Annotated in this window: 23 protein-coding genes and 1 tRNA gene; 13 read left to right on the top strand and 11 right to left on the bottom strand. The window is 59.3% G+C overall.

Translation table 11 applies throughout. The annotated features are described in order from the left end of the window. The first annotated feature begins 2 nt into the window (after positions 1–2). The 11 genes from arcA to AC1D19_RS07035 all read left to right on the top strand — a co-directional run bounded on the left by arcA (position 3) and on the right by AC1D19_RS07035 (position 12,959). Entirely contained in the window at positions 3–1,259 is a 1,257-nt protein-coding gene (gene arcA, locus AC1D19_RS07085; protein WP_477752516.1) for an arginine deiminase, read from the top strand. 24 nt (positions 1,260–1,283) lie between these two features. Continuing rightward, a complete protein-coding gene (locus AC1D19_RS07080; RefSeq protein ID WP_477762790.1) occupies positions 1,284–2,294 on the top strand; it encodes an ornithine carbamoyltransferase in 1,011 nt (336 codons plus the stop codon). Positions 2,295–2,371: 77 nt separating this feature from the next. Beyond that, positions 2,372–3,301: a carbamate kinase gene (gene arcC / locus AC1D19_RS07075; protein ID WP_477762789.1), complete on the top strand. Its 930-nt coding sequence runs from the start codon at positions 2,372–2,374 to the stop codon at positions 3,299–3,301. Positions 3,302–3,364: 63 nt separating this feature from the next. Continuing rightward, positions 3,365–3,727 (top strand): DUF5064 family protein, encoded by a 363-nt coding sequence (locus AC1D19_RS07070; protein ID WP_477752518.1) that lies wholly within the window; start codon positions 3,365–3,367, stop codon positions 3,725–3,727. A gap of 175 nt (positions 3,728–3,902) precedes the next feature. Next, positions 3,903–5,411, top strand: coding sequence for a sigma-54-dependent transcriptional regulator (locus AC1D19_RS07065; protein WP_477762788.1), 1,509 nt, complete (start codon positions 3,903–3,905; stop codon positions 5,409–5,411). A 456-nt stretch (positions 5,412–5,867) separates the two neighbouring features. Continuing rightward, the gene (gene gcvH / locus AC1D19_RS07060; RefSeq protein WP_477762787.1) at positions 5,868–6,251 is read left to right on the top strand and encodes a glycine cleavage system protein GcvH; all 384 of its coding nucleotides are present in this window, start codon (positions 5,868–5,870) and stop codon (positions 6,249–6,251) included. A gap of 11 nt (positions 6,252–6,262) precedes the next feature. Then, positions 6,263–9,115: an aminomethyl-transferring glycine dehydrogenase gene (gene gcvP, locus AC1D19_RS07055; RefSeq protein WP_477762786.1), complete on the top strand. Its 2,853-nt coding sequence runs from the start codon at positions 6,263–6,265 to the stop codon at positions 9,113–9,115. A gap of 106 nt (positions 9,116–9,221) precedes the next feature. Beyond that, positions 9,222–10,598 (top strand): L-serine ammonia-lyase, encoded by a 1,377-nt coding sequence (locus AC1D19_RS07050; RefSeq protein ID WP_477762785.1) that lies wholly within the window; start codon positions 9,222–9,224, stop codon positions 10,596–10,598. Positions 10,599–10,634: 36 nt separating this feature from the next. Then, on the top strand, positions 10,635–11,759 hold the full coding sequence (gene gcvT / locus AC1D19_RS07045; RefSeq protein ID WP_477762784.1) for a glycine cleavage system aminomethyltransferase GcvT: 1,125 nt from the start codon (positions 10,635–10,637) through the stop codon (positions 11,757–11,759). A 403-nt stretch (positions 11,760–12,162) separates the two neighbouring features. Continuing rightward, the gene (locus tag AC1D19_RS07040) at positions 12,163–12,375 is read left to right on the top strand and encodes a cold-shock protein (protein WP_007931076.1); all 213 of its coding nucleotides are present in this window, start codon (positions 12,163–12,165) and stop codon (positions 12,373–12,375) included. Positions 12,376–12,470: 95 nt separating this feature from the next. Further along, on the top strand, positions 12,471–12,959 hold the full coding sequence (locus AC1D19_RS07035) for an RDD family protein (protein ID WP_477752523.1): 489 nt from the start codon (positions 12,471–12,473) through the stop codon (positions 12,957–12,959). A 97-nt stretch (positions 12,960–13,056) separates the two neighbouring features. On the opposite strand, the gene nadA is transcribed toward AC1D19_RS07035, so the two are convergent. Beyond that, entirely contained in the window at positions 13,057–14,115 is a 1,059-nt protein-coding gene (gene nadA, locus AC1D19_RS07030; RefSeq protein WP_007995624.1) for a quinolinate synthase NadA, read from the bottom strand. A gap of 317 nt (positions 14,116–14,432) precedes the next feature. On the opposite strand from nadA, the gene AC1D19_RS07025 reads away from it, so the two are divergent. Continuing rightward, positions 14,433–14,816 (top strand): hypothetical protein, encoded by a 384-nt coding sequence (locus AC1D19_RS07025; protein ID WP_477762783.1) that lies wholly within the window; start codon positions 14,433–14,435, stop codon positions 14,814–14,816. Further along, positions 14,813–16,093 carry an MFS transporter gene (locus AC1D19_RS07020; protein WP_477762782.1) on the top strand — a complete coding sequence of 427 codons (1,281 nt, stop codon included), beginning with the start codon at positions 14,813–14,815 and terminating at the stop codon, positions 16,091–16,093. Before AC1D19_RS07025 ends, AC1D19_RS07020 begins: the two co-directional genes overlap by 4 nt. Positions 16,094–16,222: 129 nt before the next feature. Here the strand turns inward: AC1D19_RS07020 and AC1D19_RS07015 are convergent. The 10 genes from AC1D19_RS07015 to ybgC form a co-directional block, all read right to left on the bottom strand. After that, a tRNA-Lys gene (locus AC1D19_RS07015) sits at positions 16,223–16,298 on the bottom strand. A gap of 63 nt (positions 16,299–16,361) precedes the next feature. Continuing rightward, positions 16,362–17,054: a 7-cyano-7-deazaguanine synthase QueC gene (gene queC, locus AC1D19_RS07010; protein WP_034149150.1), complete on the bottom strand. Its 693-nt coding sequence runs from the start codon at positions 17,052–17,054 to the stop codon at positions 16,362–16,364. Position 17,055: 1 nt separating this feature from the next. Beyond that, positions 17,056–17,703 (bottom strand): 7-carboxy-7-deazaguanine synthase QueE, encoded by a 648-nt coding sequence (gene queE, locus AC1D19_RS07005; RefSeq protein WP_477762781.1) that lies wholly within the window; start codon positions 17,701–17,703, stop codon positions 17,056–17,058. Between the two features lie 166 nt (positions 17,704–17,869). Continuing rightward, on the bottom strand, positions 17,870–18,709 hold the full coding sequence (ybgF, locus tag AC1D19_RS07000; RefSeq protein ID WP_477762780.1) for a tol-pal system protein YbgF: 840 nt from the start codon (positions 18,707–18,709) through the stop codon (positions 17,870–17,872). A gap of 6 nt (positions 18,710–18,715) precedes the next feature. Continuing rightward, positions 18,716–19,213, bottom strand: coding sequence for a peptidoglycan-associated lipoprotein Pal (pal, locus tag AC1D19_RS06995; RefSeq protein ID WP_003178634.1), 498 nt, complete (start codon positions 19,211–19,213; stop codon positions 18,716–18,718). A gap of 52 nt (positions 19,214–19,265) precedes the next feature. Continuing rightward, entirely contained in the window at positions 19,266–20,546 is a 1,281-nt protein-coding gene (tolB, locus tag AC1D19_RS06990) for a Tol-Pal system beta propeller repeat protein TolB (protein WP_167362903.1), read from the bottom strand. A gap of 17 nt (positions 20,547–20,563) precedes the next feature. Further along, positions 20,564–21,661, bottom strand: a complete 1,098-nt coding sequence (tolA, locus tag AC1D19_RS06985; RefSeq protein ID WP_477762779.1) for a cell envelope integrity protein TolA — start codon at positions 21,659–21,661, stop codon at positions 20,564–20,566. Next, on the bottom strand, positions 21,661–22,113 hold the full coding sequence (gene tolR / locus AC1D19_RS06980) for a protein TolR (RefSeq protein WP_162135951.1): 453 nt from the start codon (positions 22,111–22,113) through the stop codon (positions 21,661–21,663). Before tolR ends, tolA begins: the two co-directional genes overlap by 1 nt. Positions 22,114–22,136: 23 nt before the next feature. Continuing rightward, positions 22,137–22,832 carry a protein TolQ gene (tolQ, locus tag AC1D19_RS06975; protein WP_008147369.1) on the bottom strand — a complete coding sequence of 232 codons (696 nt, stop codon included), beginning with the start codon at positions 22,830–22,832 and terminating at the stop codon, positions 22,137–22,139. After that, positions 22,822–23,289: a tol-pal system-associated acyl-CoA thioesterase gene (gene ybgC, locus AC1D19_RS06970; RefSeq protein WP_057713518.1), complete on the bottom strand. Its 468-nt coding sequence runs from the start codon at positions 23,287–23,289 to the stop codon at positions 22,822–22,824. Before ybgC ends, tolQ begins: the two co-directional genes overlap by 11 nt. Positions 23,290–23,416 lie beyond the last annotated feature (127 nt).

Raw genomic sequence — 23,416 nt, 5'->3', positions numbered from 1 at the left:
TAATGACCACGGAAAAAGTTAAGTACGGCGTCCATTCCGAAGCCGGCAAACTGCGCAAAGTCATGGTTTGCTCCCCAGGCCTGGCCCATCAGCGGCTGACCCCGAACAACTGCGATGAACTGCTGTTCGATGATGTGCTGTGGGTGGCCCAGGCCAAGCGCGACCACTTCGACTTCGTCACCAAGATGCGCGAACGCAACATCGATGTGCTGGAAATGCACAACCTGCTGACCGACATCGTCGCCATCCCCGAAGCCCTGGACTGGATTCTGGAACGCAAGATCACCGCCAACTCGGTGGGTCTGGGCCTGATCAACGAAACCGCCTCGTGGCTGCGCAGCCTGGAGCCGCGCAAGATCGCCGAGTTCCTGATCGGCGGCGTATCGGGCGATGATCTGCCGACCAGTTTCGGTGGCAAGGCCATCGAGATGTTCCGCGACTTCCTCGGCAACTCCAGCTTCATCCTGCCGCCGCTGCCCAACACCCAGTTCACCCGCGATACCACCTGCTGGATCTACGGTGGCGTCACCCTCAACCCGATGTACTGGCCGGCACGCCGTCAGGAAACCCTGCTGACCACCGCCATCTACAAATTCCACCCCGCGTTCACCAACGCCGACTTCCAGATCTGGTACGGCGACCCGGACAAAGACCATGGCAACGCCACCCTTGAGGGCGGTGATGTGATGCCGATCGGCAACGGCGTGGTGTTGATCGGTATGGGCGAACGCTCGTCGCGCCAGGCCATTGCGCAACTGGCGGTGAACCTGTTCAAAAACAAGGCCGTCGAGAAAGTGATCGTCGCCGGCCTGCCGAAATCCCGCGCGGCGATGCACCTGGACACCGTGTTCAGCTTCTGCGATCGCGACCTCGTCACGATCTTCCCGGAAGTGGTGAACCAGATTGTCGCCTTCACCCTGCGCCCCGATGAAAGCAAGGCCGGTGGCATCGACATCCGTCGCGAAGAAACCAACTTCCTCGATACCGTGGCCCAGGCCCTGAACCTCAAAGCTTTGCGCGTGGTGGAAACCGGCGGCAACAGCTTCGCCGCCGAACGCGAGCAATGGGACGACGGCAACAACGTAGTGGCCGTGGAACCGGGCGTGGTCATCGGCTATGACCGCAACACCTACACCAACACCCTGCTGCGCAAGGCCGGTGTGGAGGTCATCACCATCAGCGCCGGCGAACTCGGCCGGGGACGGGGCGGCGGCCATTGCATGACCTGCCCGATCATCCGCGACCCGATTGACTACTAACCTGTTCACCTTAGGAGATCCAAAATGGCGTTCAATATCCATAACCGCAATCTGCTGAGCCTGGAACACCACACCCCTCGCGAATTGCGCTACCTGCTCGACCTGTCCCGCGACCTCAAGCGTGCCAAGTACACCGGCACCGAACAGCAGCATCTCAAGGGCAACAACATCGCGCTGATCTTCGAAAAGACCTCGACCCGCACCCGCTGTGCGTTCGAAGTTGCAGCCTATGACCAGGGCGCCAACGTCACCTACATCGACCCGAACTCTTCGCAGATCGGCCACAAGGAAAGCATGAAGGACACCGCCCGTGTGCTCGGGCGCATGTACGATGCCATCGAGTACCGTGGCTTCAAGCAGGAAATCGTTGAGGAACTGGCCAAGTTCGCCGGTGTGCCGGTGTTCAACGGCCTGACCGACGAATACCACCCAACGCAAATGATCGCCGACGTGCTGACCATGCGCGAACACGCCGACAAGCCGATCCACGAGATCAGCTACGCCTATCTCGGCGATGCGCGTAACAACATGGGCAACTCGCTGCTGCTGATCGGCGCCAAGCTCGGCATGGACGTGCGCATCTGCGCGCCGAAAGCCCTGTGGCCGGCGGACGACCTGGTGGCTCGCTGCAAGCAATACGCAGAAGAAAGCGGCGCGCGCATCACCCTCTCCGAAGACCCGAAAGCCGCCGTCAAGGGCGTGGACTTCATCCATACCGATGTGTGGGTATCGATGGGCGAGCCGGTCGAAGCCTGGGCCGAGCGCATCCAGCAACTGCTGCCGTATCAGGTCAACGCCGAACTGATGAAAGCCACCGGCAACCCACGCACCAAGTTCATGCACTGCCTGCCGGCGTTCCACAACAGTGATACCAAGATCGGCAAGCAGATTGCCGAACAGTACCCGCACCTGAAGAACGGCATCGAAGTGACCGATGACGTATTCGAGTCGCCAGCCTGCATCGCCTTCGAGCAAGCGGAAAACCGCATGCATACCATCAAGGCGATTCTGGTGTCGACGCTGGCGGATCTCTAACGGCTGATCATGTCCTCTTGATCGCTCACTGACCCGTAGGAGCTGCCGAAGGCTCCTACTCTAGAAGGACTAGCACCATGCGTATCGTCGTAGCTCTTGGCGGTAATGCCCTGCTCCGCCGCGGCGAACCGATGACCGCTGACAACCAGCGCGTCAACATCCGGATCGCCACCGAACAGATCGCCAAGATCCATCCCGGCAACCAACTGGTCATCGCCCACGGCAATGGCCCGCAAGTCGGCCTGCTGTCATTGCAAGCGGCGGCCTACACCTCCGTCACCCCTTACCCGCTGGACGTGCTCGGTGCCGAAACCGAAGGCATGATCGGCTACATCATCGAACAGGAACTGGGCAACCTGCTGGACTTCGAAGTGCCCTTTGCGACCTTGCTGACCCAGGTCGAAGTCGATGCCAATGACCCGGCCTTCAAGAACCCCACCAAGCCCATCGGCCCGGTCTACAGCAAGGCCGATGCGGAAAAACTCGCCGCCGAAAAAGGCTGGACAATTGCCCCGGACGGCGACAAATACCGTCGCGTGGTCGCCAGCCCGAAACCCAAGCGCATCTTCGAAATCCGTCCGATCAAATGGCTGCTGGAAAAAAGCAGCATCGTGATCTGCGCCGGTGGCGGCGGCATTCCGACCATGTATACCTCACCCGGCAAACTCGAAGGCGTCGAAGCGGTCATCGACAAAGACCTGTGCTCGGCGCTGCTGGCCGAACAGCTGGAAGCCGATCTGCTGGTGATCGCCACCGACGTCAACGCCGCCTTCATCGATTTTGGCAAACCCACGCAGAAAGCCATTGCCCAGGCACACCCCGACGAAATGGAAAAACTCGGCTTCGCCGCCGGCTCCATGGGACCGAAGGTGCAGGCAGCCTGCGAATTCGCGCGCCATACTGGAAAAGTGGCGGTGATCGGCTCGCTCGCGGACATCGAAGCGATCGTCCAGGGCAAGGCCGGCACACGCATCAGTACGGCGACACCGGGCATCAGCTATCAGTAAACAAAACTGCGGGGCCGGCCTGAGGCCTGCCCTGATTCAAGACCTTTTGAAGGAGAGTCAACAATGGCAACGTTCGAGCCGGGTCACCTGCACATCGAGCGACACGCGCTGAACAAGGACGACGTCAGCTACAACATCTACCTCGACTATGAAGTCAGTCAGGACCCCAAGGAAGGCAAAGGGATGCTGTTCAAAATGCACGGCAGCATTCAGAACAAAGACATGAGCGAGTCGTTCTTCCTGCCCAAGGACATGGCCTACAACTTCGCCAGCAACGTCACCAAGATTGCCGAGAAGTACGGTGTCCCGAAAACCCATAGCAACATCGGTTCGGTGCACAAACATTACGACGCCATGTTCGAAGACGTGCGGGTGCAGCTGAACATGAAATCGGGCGACCCGGTCAAACCCGAGCACCTGGAATAACGTTTGGAAGATCAAAAGATCGCAGCCTTCGGCAGCTCCTACAGGGGAATGCGTTCAGCGTAGGAGCTGCCGAAGGCTGCGATCTTTTCAAGCCATCCCCCATCGCCGATTTCACCTCCCCCCTCCTCCAAGGCATACTTGCCTCCCTCCGCACTGCAGAACCCAAGACCGCCCCATGCGTATCCACGTCAGCTTCATCGACCGCGTCGGTATCACCCAGGAAGTCCTGGCCCTGCTCGGCGGGCGCAATCTGAACCTGGATGCGGTGGAAATGGTCCCGCCCAATGTTTATATCGACGCCCCGACCCTGAGCGCGCAAGTGCTCGAGGAACTGCGCGATGCCCTGTTCAGCGTGCGTGGCGTACAAGCGGTGACGGTGGTCGACATCCTGCCCGGCCAGCGTCGTCACTTACAGCTCGACGCGTTGCTCGCAGCCATGACCGACCCGGTGCTGGCACTGGACAGCGACGGCAAGGTGCTGCTGGCCAACCCGGCCCTGATCGCCCTGTACGGCCGCGAACCGGACGGTGAAAGCGTGGCCGAGCTGTTTGCCGACCCGGCCTTGCTCGACGCCCTGCTCGAACACGGCTTTCGCCTGCCGCTGCGGGAAATCACCGTCAACGGCCAGACCTTATTGCTCGACGCCACACCGATCACCGACGCCGGCGCCCTGCTGACCCTGTATCAACCGAACCGCATCGGCGAACGCCTTTCCGCGCTGCACCATGACCACGCCGAAGGTTTCGACGCACTGCTCGGCGAGTCCCCGGTGATCCGCACCCTCAAGGCGCGCGCCCAGCGGGTGGCGGCCCTCGATGCACCGCTGCTGATCCAGGGCGAAACCGGCACCGGCAAGGAACTGGTGGCCCGGGCCTGCCACGCCATCAGCGCCCGGCACAGTTCACCGTTTCTGGCGTTGAATTGCGCGGCATTGCCAGAGAACCTCGCCGAAAGCGAACTGTTCGGCTACGCCCCCGGCGCTTTCACCGGCGCGCAGCGAGGCGGTAAGCCAGGACTGATGGAACTGGCCAACCAGGGCACGGTGTTTCTCGATGAAATCGGCGAGATGTCGCCGTACTTGCAGGCCAAATTGCTGCGTTTCCTCAACGACGGCAGTTTTCGCCGGGTCGGCGGTGACCGTGAGGTCAAGGTCAACGTACGGATCCTCAGCGCGACCCACCGCGACCTGGAAAAAATGGTCAGCGAAGGCCTGTTCCGCGAAGACCTGTTCTATCGCCTCAACGTCCTCAACGTTGAAGTGCCACCCCTGCGTGAGCGCGGCCAGGACATCCTGCTGCTGGCCCGCTATTTCATGCAGCAGGCCTGCGCGCAGATCCAGCGCCCGATCTGTCGCCTGGCGCCGGGCACTTACCCGGCGCTACTGGGCAACCGCTGGCCGGGCAACGTGCGGCAATTGCAGAACGTGATCTTCCGCGCCGCGGCGATTTGCGAAAGCAGCCTGGTGGACATTGGCGACCTCGACATCGCCGGCACCTCGGTAGCGCGCCAGAGCGACAATGACGTCGACAGCCTGGAACAGGCCATGGACGAGTTCGAGAAAACCCTGCTGGAAAAGCTCTACATCAGCTATCCCTCGACCCGGCAACTGGCGACCCGCCTGCAAACCTCCCACACCGCGATTGCCCATCGGTTGCGCAAGTACGGCATTCCCAACAAGGCCTGAGGCCTTGAGTCCACAGATGGCGGGCTATGTACACCAACCCGTGTAGGAGCTGCCGCAGGCTGCGATCTTTTGACTTTGATCTTATGGTGCCTGCGACAAGATCGCAGCCTGCGGCAGCTCCTACGGAACGGATTGTCACTTCGAAAACTTCTTCACCTGTTTAAAAACGACCTCTATCTGTACTGAAAGCGCTACAGCGGAACGATATCGCTACACCCCTCTCCGGTCACGGCTGTGCAAGGCTTTGATCCACCTCGGCTTTCATCCTAGACATATGCCGTATCGATTTCGCTACAACGATTGAATTTCAACCTTTGTCTAAACAACCTAAGTTATTGATAAATAACAGTAAAAACAACGTTGGCCGTGTTCTTGCTATGTACTCCCCCATAACCCGGGCATCGCCCAAGCATTCAATCGCGTCCACCAGACGAGTCTGGCCCCTTAGGAGTTTCCATGAGCGAGTTGCGTTTTACTGAAGATCACGAATGGCTGCGCACCGAAGCTGACGGCAGCGTCACGGTCGGCATCACCGCTTTCGCACAGAACGCCCTGGGCGACGTGGTTTTCGTTCAACTGCCTGAGCTGCAGTCCTACGACAAAGGCGCCGAAGCCGCCACCGTGGAATCGGTAAAGGCTGCCAGCGGCGTGTACATGCCGCTGGACGGCGAAGTGCTGGAAGTGAACCCGGCGCTCGACAGCAGCCCTGAACTGGTCAACGAAGATCCGCTGGGCGAAGGCTGGTTCTTCCGCTTTAAACCTGCCGATGCCACCGCTGTCGGCCAACTGCTGGATCAGGACGCCTACGACCGCCTGATCAAAGCCCAAGCCGAAGCCTGAGGAGCACCGACATGACTCAAATAAATTTGACCACCGCCAACGAATTCATCGCCCGTCACATCGGCCCGCGCGCCGGTGACGAGCAAGCCATGCTCAACAGCCTCGGCTTCGACTCCCTGGAAGCCCTGAGCGCCAGCGTGATTCCCGACAGCATCAAGGGCACCAGCGTCCTCGGCCTGGAAGACGGTTTGAGCGAAGCCGATGCCCTGGCCTTGATCAAGTCCATCGCGACTAAAAACCAGCTGTTCAAGACCTTCATCGGCCAGGGCTACTACGGCACCCACACGCCGTCGCCGATCCTGCGCAACCTGCTCGAAAACCCGGCCTGGTACACCGCCTACACCCCGTACCAGCCAGAAATCTCCCAAGGCCGTCTCGAAGCGCTGCTGAACTTCCAGACCCTGATCAGCGACCTTACCGGCCTGCCGATCGCCAATGCCTCGCTGCTGGACGAAGCCACCGCCGCTGCCGAAGCCATGACCTTCTGCAAACGCCTGAGCAAGAACAAGGGCAGCCACGCCTTCTTCGCCTCCGTGCATTGCCACCCGCAGACCCTCGACGTGCTGCGCACCCGTGCCGAGCCCCTGGGCATCGACGTGGTGGTTGGCGACGAGCGCGAACTGACTGACGTGACGCCGTTCTTCGGCGCACTGCTGCAATACCCGGCGAGCAACGGTGACGTGTTCGATTACCGCGAGCTGACCGAACGCTTCCACGCCGCCAATGCCCTCGTTGCCGTGGCTGCCGACCTGCTGGCCCTGACCGTGCTGACCGCGCCGGGCGAATTCGGCGCCGACGTGGCCATCGGCAGCGCACAGCGCTTCGGCGTGCCGTTGGGCTTCGGTGGCCCGCACGCGGCGTACTTCTCCACCAAGGACGCGTTCAAGCGTGACATGCCGGGCCGCCTGGTCGGTGTTTCCGTAGACCGTTTCGGCAACCCGGCCCTGCGCCTGGCCATGCAGACCCGCGAGCAACACATCCGTCGCGAGAAAGCCACCAGCAACATCTGCACCGCGCAAGTGCTGCTGGCCAACATCGCCAGCATGTACGCCGTGTACCACGGTCCAAAAGGCCTGACGCAAATCGCCAATCGCGTGCATCACCTGACTGCGATCCTGGCCAAAGGCTTGAGCACATTGGGCCTGAGCGTCGAGCAAGCGAGCTTCTTCGACACCCTGACCGTGAAGACCGGCGCGCAAACCGCCGCCCTGCACGACAAGGCGCACGCCCAGCGCATCAACCTGCGCGTGGTCGATGGTGAGCGCCTGGGCCTGTCCCTGGACGAAACCACCACTCAGGCCGACGTTGAAACCCTGTGGAGCCTTCTGTCCGACGGCAAGGCCCTGCCGGACTTCGCCGCCCTCGCCGCCTCGGTGCAGAGCGCCATCCCGGCCACGCTGGTACGTCAGTCGCCGATCCTCAGCCACCCGGTGTTCAACCGCTATCACTCGGAAACCGAGCTGATGCGTTACCTGCGCAAACTGGCGGACAAGGACCTGGCGCTGGACCGCACCATGATCCCGCTGGGTTCGTGCACCATGAAACTCAACGCCGCCAGCGAAATGATCCCGGTGACCTGGGCCGAGTTCGGTGCCCTGCACCCGTTCGCCCCGGCCGAGCAAAGCGCCGGCTACCAGCAATTGACCGACGAGCTGGAAGCGATGCTCTGCGCCGCCACCGGTTATGACTCGGTTTCGCTGCAACCGAACGCCGGCTCCCAGGGTGAATACGCAGGTCTGCTGGCGATCCGTGCCTACCACCAGAGTCGTGGCGAAGACCGTCGCGACATCTGCCTGATCCCGTCGTCGGCCCACGGTACCAACCCGGCCACCGCACAAATGGCCGGCATGCGCGTGGTCGTCACCGCCTGCGATGCCCGCGGCAACGTCGACATCGAAGACCTGCGCGCCAAGGCCATCGAGCACCGCGAACACCTCGCTGCGCTGATGATCACCTACCCGTCGACCCACGGTGTGTTCGAAGAAGGCATCCGCGAAATCTGCGGCATCATTCATGACAACGGCGGCCAGGTGTACATCGACGGCGCCAACATGAACGCCATGGTCGGCCTCTGCGCCCCGGGCAAGTTCGGCGGCGACGTTTCGCACCTGAACCTGCACAAAACCTTCTGCATCCCCCACGGCGGTGGCGGCCCGGGCGTCGGCCCGATCGGTGTGAAATCGCACCTGGCGCCATTCCTGCCGGGCCACGCACAGATGGAGCGCAAGGAAGGCGCCGTTTGCGCGGCACCGTTCGGCAGCGCGAGCATTCTGCCGATCACCTGGATGTACATTCGTATGATGGGTGGCGCGGGCCTCAAGCGTGCTTCGCAGCTGGCGATCCTCAATGCCAACTACATCTCCCGTCGCCTCGAAGAGCACTACCCAGTGCTGTACACCGGCAGCAACGGCCTGGTGGCGCATGAGTGCATCCTCGACCTGCGCCCACTGAAAGACAGCAGCGGCATCAGCGTCGATGACGTCGCCAAGCGCCTGATCGACTTCGGTTTCCACGCGCCGACCATGTCGTTCCCGGTGGCCGGCACGCTGATGATCGAGCCGACCGAAAGCGAATCCAAGGAAGAACTGGACCGCTTCTGCGACGCCATGATCCGCATCCGCGAAGAAATCCGCGCAGTGGAAAACGGCACCCTGGACAAGGACGACAACCCGCTGAAAAACGCGCCGCACACCGCCAAGGAACTGGTCGGCGAGTGGTCGCACCCGTACAGCCGTGAGCAGGCGGTGTACCCGGTTGCGTCGTTGATCGAAGGCAAGTACTGGCCGCCGGTCGGTCGCGTCGACAACGTGTTCGGCGACCGCAACCTGGTCTGCGCCTGCCCGTCGATCGAAAGCTACGCTTAAACCAATGAGTGGGGCGGAATCATCCGCCCCACTCAAGAACACCGCAAATCTCCTGTAGCACAGCATCTCCCGTGATACGCCTATAACAAGAAACCGGAGAACCACCATGTCGTTAAGCGTGTTCGACCTGTTCAAGATTGGCATCGGCCCCTCCAGCTCCCACACCGTCGGTCCGATGCGCGCCGCTGCGCGTTTCGTCGAAGGCCTGCGCCGTGAAGGGCTGCTGACGGCCACCACCTGCGTCAAGGTCGAGCTGTACGGCTCGCTCGGCGCCACCGGCAAAGGCCACGGCAGTGACAAGGCTGTGTTGCTGGGCCTGGAAGGTGAACACCCGGACACCGTGGATACGGAAACCGTCGCCGCGCGCCTGCAAGAAATCCGCAGCAACGGACGCTTGAACCTGCTCGGCGAACACAGCATTGCGTTCAACGAGAAAGAACACCTGGCGATGATTCGCAAACCGTTGGCGTATCACCCCAACGGCATGATTTTCCGCGCCTTCGACGCAGCGGGCCTGCAAGTCCGTAGCCGCGAGTACTACTCGGTCGGCGGCGGTTTTGTGGTCGATGAGGACGCCGCCGGCGCCGATCGCATCGTCGAAGACGCCACCCCCCTGACCTTTCCGTTCAAAAGTGCCAAGGATCTTCTCGGTCATTGCGTCAAATACGGGCTGTCGATCAGCCAGGTGATGCTGACCAACGAAAGCGCCTGGCGCCCGGAAGCGGAAACCCGCACCGGCCTGCTGAACATCTGGCAAGTGATGCAGGACTGTGTCGCCGCCGGATGCCGTAATGAAGGCATCCTGCCCGGCGGGCTGAAGGTCAAGCGCCGGGCCGCCGCGCTGCATCGGCAGTTGTGCAAGAACCCGGAATCGTCGTTGCGCGACCCGCTGTCAGTGCTCGACTGGGTCAACCTGTACGCCCTGGCGGTCAATGAAGAAAACGCCAATGGGGGGCGCGTGGTCACCGCCCCCACCAACGGCGCGGCCGGGATCATTCCAGCGGTGCTGCATTACTACATGCGCTTTATCCCGGGTTCCAATGACGACGGCGTGGTGCGTTTTCTGCTCACTGCCGCGGCCATCGGCATTCTGTACAAGGAAAACGCTTCGATCTCCGGCGCCGAAGTCGGCTGCCAGGGCGAAGTCGGCGTTGCCTGCTCGATGGCCGCCGGTGCCTTGTGCGAAGTGCTTGGCGGCACTGTGCAACAAGTGGAGAACGCCGCGGAAATCGGCATGGAACACAACCTCGGACTGACCTGCGACCCGATTGGCGGGCTGGTGCAAGTGCCTTGCATCGAGCGCAACGCCATGGGCTCGGTCAAGGCCATCAATGCCGTGCGCATGGCCCTGCGCGGCGACGGGCAACACTTCGTTTCCCTCGACAAGGTCATTCGCACCATGCGCCAGACCGGCGCCGACATGAAAAGCAAATACAAGGAAACCGCCCGTGGCGGTTTGGCGGTCAACATTATCGAGTGCTGATGTGCGCTCATCTGCACCCTTCTTCAGGAGCTGAATATGTCCACCGAACAACTGTTGAAAACCCCGTTGCACGCACTGCACATCGAACTCGGCGCGCGCATGGTGCCGTTCGCCGGCTACGACATGCCCGTCCAGTACCCGCTGGGCGTGATGAAGGAACACCAGCACACCCGCGACCAGGCCGGGCTGTTCGATGTCTCGCACATGGGCCAGATTCGCCTGACCGGCGCCAATGCCGCCAAAGCCCTGGAAACCCTGGTGCCGGTGGACATCATCGACCTGCCGGTGGGCATGCAGCGCTACGCCATGTTCACCAATGCGACGGGCGGCATCCTTGACGACCTGATGGTCGCCAACCTGGGTAATGACGAACTGTTCCTGGTGGTCAACGCCGCCTGCAAGGATCAGGACCTGGCACATCTGCGCAAGCACATTGGCGACCAGTGCACGATCGAGCCGCTGTTCGAAGAGCGCGCCCTGCTCGCCCTGCAAGGCCCGGCAGCCGTGACCGTGCTGGCACGCCTGGCCCCTACAGTTGCAAAGATGACCTTCATGCAGTTCGCCCGCGTGAAGCTGCTGGGCGTGGACTGCTTTGTCAGCCGTTCGGGTTACACCGGTGAAGACGGCTACGAAATTTCCGTACCCGCCGCCAACGCCGAAGCACTGGCTCGCGCACTGCTCGCTGAAGCCGAAGTGGCCGCCATCGGCCTTGGCGCTCGCGACTCCCTGCGCCTGGAAGCCGGCCTGTGCCTGTACGGCCACGACATGAACACCGACACCACCCCGATCGAAGCAAGCCTGCTGTGGGCGATCTCCAAGCCACGTCGCGCTGATGGCGCACGGGCCGGCGGCTTCCCTGGCGCCGAAAGCGTATTCGCCCAGCAACAGGCAGGCGTGAACCGCAAACGTGTAGGTTTGTTACCGCAGGAACGTACACCCGTGCGTGAAGGCGCCGAGATCGTCAACGAAGCCGGCGACATCATCGGTAGCGTCTGCAGCGGCGGTTTCGGGCCAACCCTGGGCGGGCCGCTGGCCATGGGTTATGTCGACAGCGCTTATATCGCACTGGACACACCGGTTTGGGCGATCGTTCGTGGGAAAAAGGTGCCTTTGCTTGTAAGCAAAATGCCATTTGTTCCACAACGCTACTATCGCGGCTGATTGACTGTTCCTATAAGTAACGCGGTTGCGTTAACGGTGCACTAATGTGTAACGCAACCGCCATATAACAGTGCATCGTTTGGCTATAAGCTTCGATTATGAACTTTGCTTATAACGATCGAAAACATTTGAACAGGGTTAGCGAATAAGGCCGCACTAGTGGACTTACTTTGCCATCAACCTGAGGAAATACGGGGCCCTCACAGGGCTTGTTTTTTCTCCCGTAGTTGGCGTAGAGTTTGTTCACTGTGTTTGCATGGGTCGCTTGGAATCGTGACCTGGGCAGTAGCCTACAAGTTAGCTACATCCCGTTCGACGTCTTCTTACTCTCCTGCAACCAGCCCCAGTACTCTTTCATGAGAAGGAGACTGTCATTAATTTTTTGCGTCAAAGGAAATAAGAAATGTCCCAACGTCAGAGCGGTACCGTCAAGTGGTTTAACGACGAGAAAGGTTTTGGTTTTATCACTCCTGAAAGCGGTCCGGATCTGTTCGTGCATTTCCGCGCTATCCAGGGCAACGGCTTCAAGAGCCTGAAAGAAGGCCAGAAAGTGACTTTCATCGCCGTGCAGGGCCAGAAAGGCATGCAGGCTGACGAAGTACAAGCGGAAGGTTAATCTTCTGTAACGAAAAAGCCCCTGATGCTGACATCAGGGGCTTTTTTGTGCGCGTAAATCCGTAAAATGGCTTCTTTTTTCGCCGAGAGCCTGCCATGTCGAAACACCTGCTTACTCCCCAGGGCGACTTTCCTGCCGCTGGCCTGGGTCGTCGCCTGGCAGCCATGTTCTATGATTTCCTGCTGTGTACCGCCCTGCTGATCGTCACCAGCGGCATCTACAAGATGATCCAGATGGCGATCATCGGCGAAGAAAGGATGCGCACCCTGACCGAAGCGGGTGCGCTGGACGGCGATCCCCTGCTCTCGACGGTGCTGTTGTTCGTACTGTTCGGCTTCTTCGCCAAATTCTGGACCTGGTCCGGTCAAACGCTGGGCATGCAGGTCTGGTGCATCCGCGTGCAGAACGCCGATGGCTCATCCATCAGCCTGTGGCAGGCGTTGCTGCGCTTTGTCGTGTCGCTTGCTTCGGTGCTGTGTGTTGGTCTGGGATTCTTCTGGTCGTTGTTCGACAAACAGAAACGCAGCTGGCATGACATGTATTCCAATACCGAACTGGTGCGGATTCCGAAGAAGACCAAGTAACGCCCACAAAAAAGATCGCAGCCTTCGGCAGCTCCTACAGGGTTTCATTTACACCTGTAGGAGCTGCCGAAGGCTGCGATCTTTTGCTTTCTGGCTTTTAAGCGTTACCGGCCAGCTTCATCCGCGCCGCCTGGGTGAAATCGAGCATGCGCTTGAGCGGGCGGATCGCCTGAGGGATCAGCGCCGGGTCGACAAAGATTTCGTTCGCCCCTTCCTTCAACGCCTTGAGCGTGCGCTCAAGGGTGTTCATGGCCATCCACGGGCAATGCGCACAACTGCGGCACGCCGCGCCGTTACCTGCCGTCGGGGCTTCGATAAAGACCTTGTCCGGGCACAGCTGCTGCATCTTGTAGAAGATGCCGCGGTCGGTCGCCACGATCAGCGTCTTGTTCGGCAGGCTCTGTGCCGCCGCGATCAACTGACTGGTGGAACCCACGGCATCGGCCAGTTCAATCACCGATGTCGGCGACTCCGGGTGCACCAGGATCGCAGCATCCGGGTACAGCGCCTTCATGTCTTCAAGCTGCTTGGACTTGAACTCTTCGTGAACGATGCAGGCACCGTCCCACAGCAGCATGTCAGCACCGGTCTGGCGCTGGATGTAGGTCCCCAGGTGCTTGTCCGGGCCCCAGATGATGGTCTCGCCGTTGTCCATCAGGCTTTCGACGATTTCCAGCGCACAGCTTGAGGTCACCACCCAATCCGCTCGGGCCTTTACCGCAGCCGAAGTGTTGGCGTACACCACCACCGTGCGTTCCGGGTGTTGATCGCAGAACGCGGAAAATTCGTCCACCGGGCAACCCAGGTCGAGCGAACAGGTCGCTTCGAGCGTCGGCATCAGCACGCGTTTTTCGGGGTTGAGGATCTTGGCGGTCTCACCCATGAACTTCACGCCGGCGACGACCACGGTCTTGGCCGGATGGGCGTTGCCGAAACGGGCCATCTCCAGCGAGTCGGAGACACAGCCGCCCGTCTCTTCGGCCAGCGCCTGAATGACAGGGTCACAATAGAAGTGGGCCACCAGCACCGCGTCCTGAGCCTTGAGCTCGGCAGCGATGGCGGCACGGTAATAAGCCTCTTCATCGGCGGTCAGCGGCTTGGGCTGCTTGGCGTCGAGGTGGGCTTGAACCAGAAGGCGTTCGGAAATTTGCGTCATGTTCGCAAGACCTGCAGGCGCATTCGCGCGAAAGTCGAGTATACACCCGGCTCCGGACCCTACAGGGTACCGCCGGGAAAGTGAGTATTCATCAGGCACGGACAGCGTTGAAGCTGCGCAAGGCTACAGAATATCCGACGGATGCAAAAGATGATTCTGACCTGCGCAGCCTGGCGCATCGCTGAATTAAATCGCAGGCAGAAAAAAATCCGGAAATCCTCACATACGTGGGCCCTCCAGATCTTTAAAACTGCTTGAAAATGGTGGGTCATGTGGAATTCGGGATCACTTTGCACCTGTACTGATCGGACATCGACATGACAGTCGATGCACACATGATCGAAAAACCGGAAGAATCCTACAAAACCAATGACCCATCTCCTACAAAAATAGGAATGACACACTGTTTGGGGCTGGATAGCCTCTGTCGAGCAGAAAGAAACTTATTTGCACTAAAACCCTGCAATGGTTTGTCCCGCTATGCCTTCATCAATATCGATACCGAACCCAAACCGCTGTTCCTCGACGTCGATAACCCGTTGTCCTTAGACGGCATCAGCAACGCCCTGAGGAACGCTGTCCACGTAAAGTTCTCAGAAATGAGACCGTGCCCTGATGGGCTTTGGCTTGAAGAAGAGCGGGGGCGTTTCTGCTGTGAAATACGCACGACATTTTCCACATGCGAGGCTCTTGCGACATGAGTAACGAGAATTCAGGCTCTTGCGCAAAAGCCGACCAGGAAACCAGACACTCGTTTTTGTACTTGTTTTTGACCATATTCATCCCCTTTGGCCTCGGGCATTTTGTGTCCTACCTGTTTCGCACGGTCAACGCCTTGATCTATGTGGATCTGGAGCGGGAACTGCACCTGCCCGCCAGCAGCCTGGGCCTGCTTACCGGTGTGTACTTTCTGACTTTCGCCGCAGCGCAGATTCCGCTGGGGGTCATGCTCGACCGCTACGGTCCGCGTAGCGTGCAGGCACCCATGCTGCTGTTCGCTGTGTTGGGCTCGCTGATTTTCAGCTTCTCCCATACGGAACTGGGCTTGATCATTGGTCGCGGCCTGATCGGCCTAGGTGTTGCTGGCTCGCTGATGAGTGCGATCAAAGCGTGTGCCATCTGGCTGCCTGCCGAACGCCTGCCGCTGAGTACAGCATGCCTGTTATCTGTGGGCGGCTTGGGCGCAATGGCGTCCACCACGCCGTTGCATGAACTGCTCAAGTGGATCTCATGGCGTGAAGCATTCTTGATTCTGGCGCTGCTGACTTTGTTCGTCTGCGTAGTCATTCATCGGAGCGTGCCGCGCACCTACAACCCCAAACACACCACTCTTGCCGAAATGTCCAAGGCAGTGGGAAGGCTTTACTCCTCCTGGGTATTTTGGCGACTGGCGTTGTACTCGGTGTTTGCCCATGCGATCTACATGTCGGTGCTGTCGCTATGGATGGGGCCGTGGCTACGCGATGTCGCACATTTGAACGAGTCCAGTATGGCCAACACCTTGCTCTGGGGCACCGTGGCGATGGTGGCAGGCTCGCTGGCCTTCGGCTCGTTCACCGACTACCTGCGGCGCTTTGGTGTGCAGCCGATCATGGTGTGCGGCGCCGGGGTTTCAATCTTCATCGTATTTCAATCACTGATGATCAGCGGACTACCCGTATCGCCGCTACTGATTGCTATGGGGTTCAGCTTCTTCGGCACTTCCACCACCATGAACTACGCGATCGTGGCTCAGTCGGTATCCCCTGAACTTGCCGGGCGGGTCAGTTCGTCGTTCAACCTGGTGGTGTTCGTATTGGCGTTCGTCTTGCAATGGTTGATGGGGGAAATCCTGAACCTGTGGCCAAGATCTGGACAAGGGCATCCAGTGGAGGCTTATCAGTGGTCGCTGGGAGTGATGATCGCGTTGCAGGTACCAGGGGTGTTGTTGTGGCTGAGTTTTAAACCGTGGGAACTGAAAATCGCGGCGACGCGGTAAAACCGGGCAACCATTAATACCTTAGCGAAAGCCCCACCCTCCAGACCTGCCAGCACTGAATTTCAGGCAAAAAAAAACCCGGAAATCCTCACTTGCGTGGGCCTTCCGGATTTTCTAAACCGCCAAAAATGGTGGGTCGTGTGGGATTCGAACCTACGACCAATTGGTTAAAAGCCAACTGCTCTACCAACTGAGCTAACGACCCGCTGTGTGGTGGCGCGTATAATACTGATTTTTAAGGACTATTCAACACCTATTTTGAAATAAATCAAAAATAAGGGGTTGGATCGCTGATTCCGGCCGCCGCAAAGCCTTCTGCACGCAGTCGGCAGCTGTCGCACTTGCCGCAGGCGCGACCGTTATCGTCGGCCTGATAGCAGGAAACGGTCAGACCATAATCCACGCCAAGCTTAACGCCGGCCTGGACGATCTGCGCCTTGCTGAGGTTTTGCAGCGGTGCCTGGATGCGGAAGCCATTGCCTTCCACGCCGGCCTTGGTTGCCAGGTTGGCCATGCGCTCGAACGACTCGATGAACTCGGGACGGCAGTCCGGGTAACCGGAGTAATCCACCGCATTGACACCGATGAAGATGTCACGTGCGCCGAGTACTTCAGCCCAGCCCAGGGCCAGGGACAGGAACACCGTGTTACGCGCAGGCACGTAAGTCACCGGAATGCCCTCACCCAACTCTTCCGGAATATCGATGCTGCTGTCGGTCAGCGCCGAGCCGCCCATGCCGTTCAGGTTCAGACCGATCACCTTGTGCTCGACCACACCCAGGTCCCGCGCCACACGCTCGGCGGCATACAGTTCGGCGTGAGAGCGCTGACCGTAGTCGAAGCTCATGGTGTAGCAGCTGTAGCCTTCGGCGCGCGCCATGGCCACGACGGTCGCCGAGTCCAGGCCACCGGACAGCAGGATGACCGCACGTTTTTCAGCAGTATTGAGTTGTTCAGTCATTTCAGCGCCCCGGCTCGTCATTCCATAGATATTTATGCAGTTGCAACTGCAAACGCACTGGCAGATTGTCCGCCACCACCCAGTCCGCCAGGTCCCTGGCATTGAGATCATGGTGACTTGGCGAGAACAGGACTTCGCCGGCACGCTGTTCCAGACCGTACTGGATCAGCTTGGAAACGGACCAGTCATAGTCCTCCCGCGAGCAGATGACAAACTTCACCTGATCGTTGGGCGTGAGCAGCTCAATGTTTTCGTAGCGATTGCGGTGTGCTTCCTTCGAACCCGGGGTTTTCAGGTCGACAACGCGACTGACCCGGGAATCTACTGCCGAGATATCGATAGAGCCACTGGTTTCCAGTGACACTTCGTAACCGGCGTCACACAGGCGCTTGAGCAAGGGAATGGCGTTGGGTTGCGCCAGGGGCTCGCCGCCCGTGACACAGACGTATCGCGGACGAAAACCGGCGACCTGCTCGAGGATATCGTCGAGGGTGCGGATGGTCCCGCCGGTGAACGCGTAGGCGCTGTCGCAGTATTGGCAACGCAACGGACAACCGGTCAGGCGCACAAAAACAGTGGGCAGCCCGGCAGTCCGAGTTTCACCCTGCAACGAGTAGAAAACTTCGGTGATTCTCAATGTGTCTTGCATAGTCGCCACGGGCGTAACAGCTAAACAGGCTGTCCGCCTCCGTCAGGCACTTCAAGGAACCCCGGCAATGCGCAGATCCCAAAAAGCGTGTTTCAGAAAAAGGGTGTGAATTCTAACGAAAAAACCCGCGACAAGCGCGGGTTTCTTCAAAACAGGTCAAGCAGGCTTACATTTTCTGCAGATCGCGCTGGGCCAGTTGAGCGGCGGAAGTGCCCGGATATTGGGACACAACCTGCTGCAGAATACCTTTGACCCGGTCGGTATGACCCAAGCGGCGCTCCACATCAGCGAGCTTGTACAGCGAATCAGGCACTTTGGCGTGCTTGGGATACAGCTGCGAAACCTTGGCAAATGCCTGACCTGCACCTTGCAGATCGCCCTTGGCCAGGTTCACTTCGCCCAACCAGTACTGGGCATTGCCCGCATACTGGCTGTTCGGGTATTTGCGCAGGAATGCGGCGAAAGCCTGACTGGCCTTGTCGAAATCCTTGGCCTTGATCAGGTCGAAGGCAGCATCGTAATAGAGCTTTTCCTTCGCCGGATCTGCCGGCTCGCCACCTGCGGCAGGTGCTTGAGCGGCGGCTGCGCCAGCTGCCGCACCTGCGGCTGCACCGGGGGCATTCAAATCACCACCGGTGGAAGAATTCTGAGGATTCGCGGCTGGTGCAACGCCGGTTCCTATGCGCCGATCAAGATCCTGGTATCGCTCCAGGTTTTCCTGCTTCATGCGCGCTACATCATTTTGCAGAACTTCAATCGCACCTTGCTGGCGCTCGATCTGTTGCTGCATTGATTGCAGTTGGTTGAACAGTTCGCCCTGTGCCGAGACAGGGGCCGAAACCCCTCCCCCGGCATAGGCGCCGTTCGTACCGTAACCCGCAGGCGGATAACTGCTCCCGCTATTGTTATAGCCGGAGTTGTCCTCGACCACAGGAACCGCAGCCCACACCGCAAACGGTGCGAGGCTGAGAGCCAAAACAGTTACAGCACGACGGCACGTTCGCATGACGAATTACTTACGCAGTTCGACGCGACGGTTTTGAGCCCAGGACTGCTCGTCGTTGCCGGTAGCAACTGGACGCTCTTCGCCGTAGGAAACCAGTTCCAGCTGAGCTGGGGAAACGCCTTGCAGTACCAGGTAGCGCTGAACGGCTTTCGCACGACGCTCGCCCAGAGCCATGTTGTACTCACGAGTACCACGTTCGTCGGTGTTGCCTTCCAGAACAACGCGAGCGCCGTTTGCTTTCAGGTCTTTGGCGTGAACGTCCAGAGCGCGCATGGCTTCTGGCTTCAGGTCCGAACTGTCGTATTCGAAGTAGAAAGTGGTGATAGCGCGCAGTGCAGCTTCTTCGCTCAGGGAGCCGTCAACTGCACCAGTGTTTGCGCCGTAACCAGCGTTTGGATCTACCGCGCCTTCACCGGCATTGTCGCCGCCTTTGGACGAGCAACCTACAGCTACAGCCATGGCCAGTGCCAGCGCAGCAAATTTACCAAACTTCAGCATTTCCATCGTGAAACTCCTAATGAACCCCAGTGTGTTAAGTACAACGTATAGCGCCGCGTCAGTTCAGGTAAGGGGACCAGGAAGGTTCTCTGACTTCGCCTTGTGCGGTAGGAAGCGGGAGCCTTACGCGTCCATTGATGGACACGAGCATCAAGACTCCCCGGCCCTGCTGGCGGGTGGCGTAGATTACCATGGTGCCGTTGGGCGCGACAGTAGGCGACTCGTCCAGAGTGCTATCAGTGAGGATTTTTACACTACCGCGCTGCAAATCCTGGGCCGCCACCTTGAAATTGGTGAAGCCATCCTGACGGTGAATCATGACAAGCGTCTTTTCATCAGCCGACAGTTTAGGGTTGGCGTTGTAGTTACCGACGAAAGTCACGCGTTCGGCACCGCCACCACCGGCACTGGTCTTGTAGATCTGCGGCTTGCCGCCACGGTCGGACGTGAAGTAGATGGTCGAGCCATCCTTGCCCCAGAACGGTTCGGTGTTGATGCCAGGACCGTTGGTAACGCGGCTGATCTGACGCGAACCCAGGTTCATCACATAGATGTCCGGGTTGCCGTCTTTGGACAGCACGAACGCCAGGCGATTGCCATCCGGCGACCAGGCTGGCGCGCCGTTCAGGCCTTCGAAGTTGGTGATCTGCTCACGGCGACCGGTGTCGATGTTCTGCATGAAGATGCGTGGACGCTTCTGCTCGAAGGAGACATAAGCGATGCGCTTGCCATCCGGTGCGAAACGCGGCGACAGGATCGGCTCGCGCGACTGCAGCAGGGTCACGGCGCGAGCACCGTCATAGTCCGAACGTTGCAAGGTGTAGCGAGTGTTGTTCTCGGAGAAACGCTCGGCCGTTACATACAGCAGGCGAGTCGAGAAGGCACCCTTGATACCTGTGAGCTTTTCGAACGACTGGTCAGAGATGTAGTGCGCCATGTCGCGCAACTGATCGACGCCGCCCGACACGCTGCCGGTCAGCACTTGCTGTTCGGTGGCGACGTTGAACAGTGCGTATTGCACCTGCAGGCGACCGCCCGCCGGCACAATGCTGCCGACCATGACGTACTGGGCACCCAGCGCCTTGAAGTCACGGAAGATGATTTCGCTGGCCTGGCTCGGCTGGCTGATCATGTTCTGCTTTGGAAGCGGCGAGTAGTAACCCGAGTTGCGCAGGTCGTTACCGATGATTTCCGCCATGTCGTCCGGCAGCACGCTACCGCCCTGGAAGCCAAACGGTACTACGGCGATCGGGGTCGCCCGATCGCTGCCACTGGTAACCAGAATGTTTTTCTCATCTGCCATCGCCATCCCTGCCATGCAGCAGATAACGACCAGCATTCCTCGAAGAAGGTTTCTCACAAGGCTAGATCCTCAGGTGTGAATGTCATCTTGAATGAACGATACGGAGCGAAATCACTCGGCTTCATTCCCTGCATTTCTGTCAAACGTCCAATATTCTTCACCGCTGCAACAGCCGAGGCGTCAAACGGACCGTCGCCACTGGACCTGGACACGCTGACCGAAGTCACCGTACCGTCCGGCAACATGCCGATTTGCAATACGACCGTCATGCCTTTGCGTGCCGAAGGTGGACGAGCCCAGCCTTCTGCTGCACGCGCACGAATCAGGTCATCGAAACTGCCGGCGACTTCGTCGCCCTGCTCATCGGCCAACGCCTGCTGACGCTGCGGCGTGTCGGAAAGCAAATCTGCCAGGGCCTGGGCCTTTTTGTCTTCGGCGGATTTACGTGCCGCGTCCTGCGATTTCTTCTTCGCAGCATCGGCAGTAGCTTTCTTCTTCGCTTCCTCGGCGACTTTCTTCTTCGCCTCTTCAGCTTCAGCTTTCTTCTTGGCGTCTTCCGCGGCTTTCTTCTTCGCGTCTTCGACGATCTTTTTCTTGGCTTCTTCAGCGGCCGCTTTCTTGGCCTCTTCTTCCGCAGCTTTCTTGGCTTCTTCTTCAGCTTTCTTCTTGGCTATATCAGCCAATTGTTTCTCTTCTGCCTTCTTGGCTTCCGCGGTTTTCTTCGCATCGTCGGCTTTTTTGGCTTCATCAGCCTTTTTCGCCTCGTCCGCTTTCTTCGCCTCGTCGGCCTTCTTGGCCTCGTCAGCCTTCTTGGCTTCTTCGGCCTTTTGAGCCGCCTCTTCTTTCTTTTGTTCCGCAGCCTTCACCGCTTCCTGCTCGACCTTTTTCTGTTCCATCTGCTCGACTTCGGTCTGACGCGCAGCAGATTTCTGCGCCTCACCGGCAATCTTCTGATTGGTCTGGGTGGTCGCCCGACTTTTCGATTTCAGCTGGTACAAGGTCGCCTGGACAATCGGCTTGGCCGGCGGCAGTTCCGGGGTAAAGGCAAAGCTGACGAACAGCATGCCGAACACCAGCACGTGCAAGCCAATCGCCCAGACACTAGGCCAGAAGTAGCTTTCCGAGGCGGACGGCTCTCGCTGTTGCTGCATCAGGGCGCCTCGGTAATCAAGCCAACATTACCGACCCCGGCCTTCTGCAACCCGCCCATGGCCCCCATGACGGAGCCGTAATCGACACTCTTGTCGCCGCGGATGAAGACCTGGGTACGCTTGCCGCCTTCGTTGCCGACGCGAATGATCTTGGTCACCGCGTCAGTCATCTGCGGCAGGGTCATGGCCCGATCCTGCTGCTTTTCGGTGTCGACTTCGCTGCCAAGGTTCCAGTAGTAGGTCTTGTCGGATTTGATGGAAATGGTCAGGACCTGGGTGTTGTTGTCCTGCGGCAAGGCTTCGCTGGAAACCTTGGGCAGATCAACTTTCACGCCCTGATTGAGCATCGGCGCGGTCACCATGAAGATGACCAGCAGCACCAACATCACGTCGATGTAAGGCACCACGTTCATCTCGGCGACCGGCTTGCGCTTTTTGCGAGCTCGAGCGATTAAAGCCATTGGAAATTACCTGCTTATTCTTCGCTGGTGTGCACTTTGCGGTGCAGGATCGCCTGGAACTCGTCGGCGAAGGTGTAGTAGCGGCCCAGCAGGGTTTCACTGCGAGCAGCAAAACGGTTGTAAGCGATAACGGCTGGAATGGCGGCGAACAGACCGATCGCGGTGGCGATCAGTGCTTCGGCGATACCCGGGGCCACAGTGGCCAGGGTCGCTTGTTGGGCGGTCGCCAGACCGCGGAAGGAGTTCATGATGCCCCAGACCGTACCGAACAGACCGATGTACGGGCTGACGGAACCAACGGTGGCCAGGAAGGGCAGGCTCTGCTCGAGCTTTTCTTCTTCGCGGGAAATGGCAACGCGCATGGCACGCGCCACGCCTTCCATGACCGCTTCCGGGTCAACGCCTGGCTGCTGGCGCAGACGGGAGAATTCCTTGAAACCGGCACGGAAGATTTGCTCGACGCCCGAATCAGGGTCCGGATTGCTGCCGGCCTGACGGTACAGCTTGGACAGGTCGATACCTGACCAGAAGCGCTCTTCGAAGCTCTCCAGGGCACGTCGACCGGCGCGCAGCAGGTTGCTGCGCTGAAAGATCATGATCCATGAGGTCACCGATGCGGCTACCAGGATCAGCATTACCAGTTGCACCACGATACTGGCATTGCTGACCAGGCTCCACATGGAGGAATGGTCGACGACGTTAGCTTCCACGCTTTATCTCCTGCTTTGAGTGTGTACCCGCGCCGCTCACGTCGGCAAAGGCCGCTCGTAGAGCTTCGGGAATGGCCCGGGGTTTCAAACTTTCAGTGCGCACACAGGCCACCAGAAACTGCCCTTCGCAGAGCAGTGCATTATCCGTTGCCCGCCTGACCTGCTGCTTGAAGCGCAGGCTGGCACGGTTCAATTCGATTACTTCAGCGCTTACCAGCAGTTCGTCATCCAGTCGCGCCGGCGCGTGGTAGCGCGCTTCGCTGGAATGCACGACGAACAACAGGTCCTCCCCGGCAAGCTGCGATTGGGCAAAGCCCAGATCTCGTAGCCGCTCGGTTCGAGCCCGTTCCATAAACTTGAGGTAATTAACGTAATACACGATGCCCCCCGCATCGGTGTCCTCGTAATAAACGCGACAACGATGTGCGAAAGGCTCAAGCCCGTTTTGCGCGCGCATACTCTAGTGCTTACTCCTCAGGTTGCCAATCCGGCATGGCAACTGTTTTTCATTGTTCTGCGGCTTTCACGTGAAAGTACGGTCCTGGGACCCTACATTGCCCGAAAAAATCAGCACGCAATGTTAA

This window comes from Pseudomonas sp. P1_C12, assembly GCF_056406435.1.
Note: the sequence above shows the minus strand (reverse complement) of the source record. Positions and strands in the feature narration are given on the sequence as shown.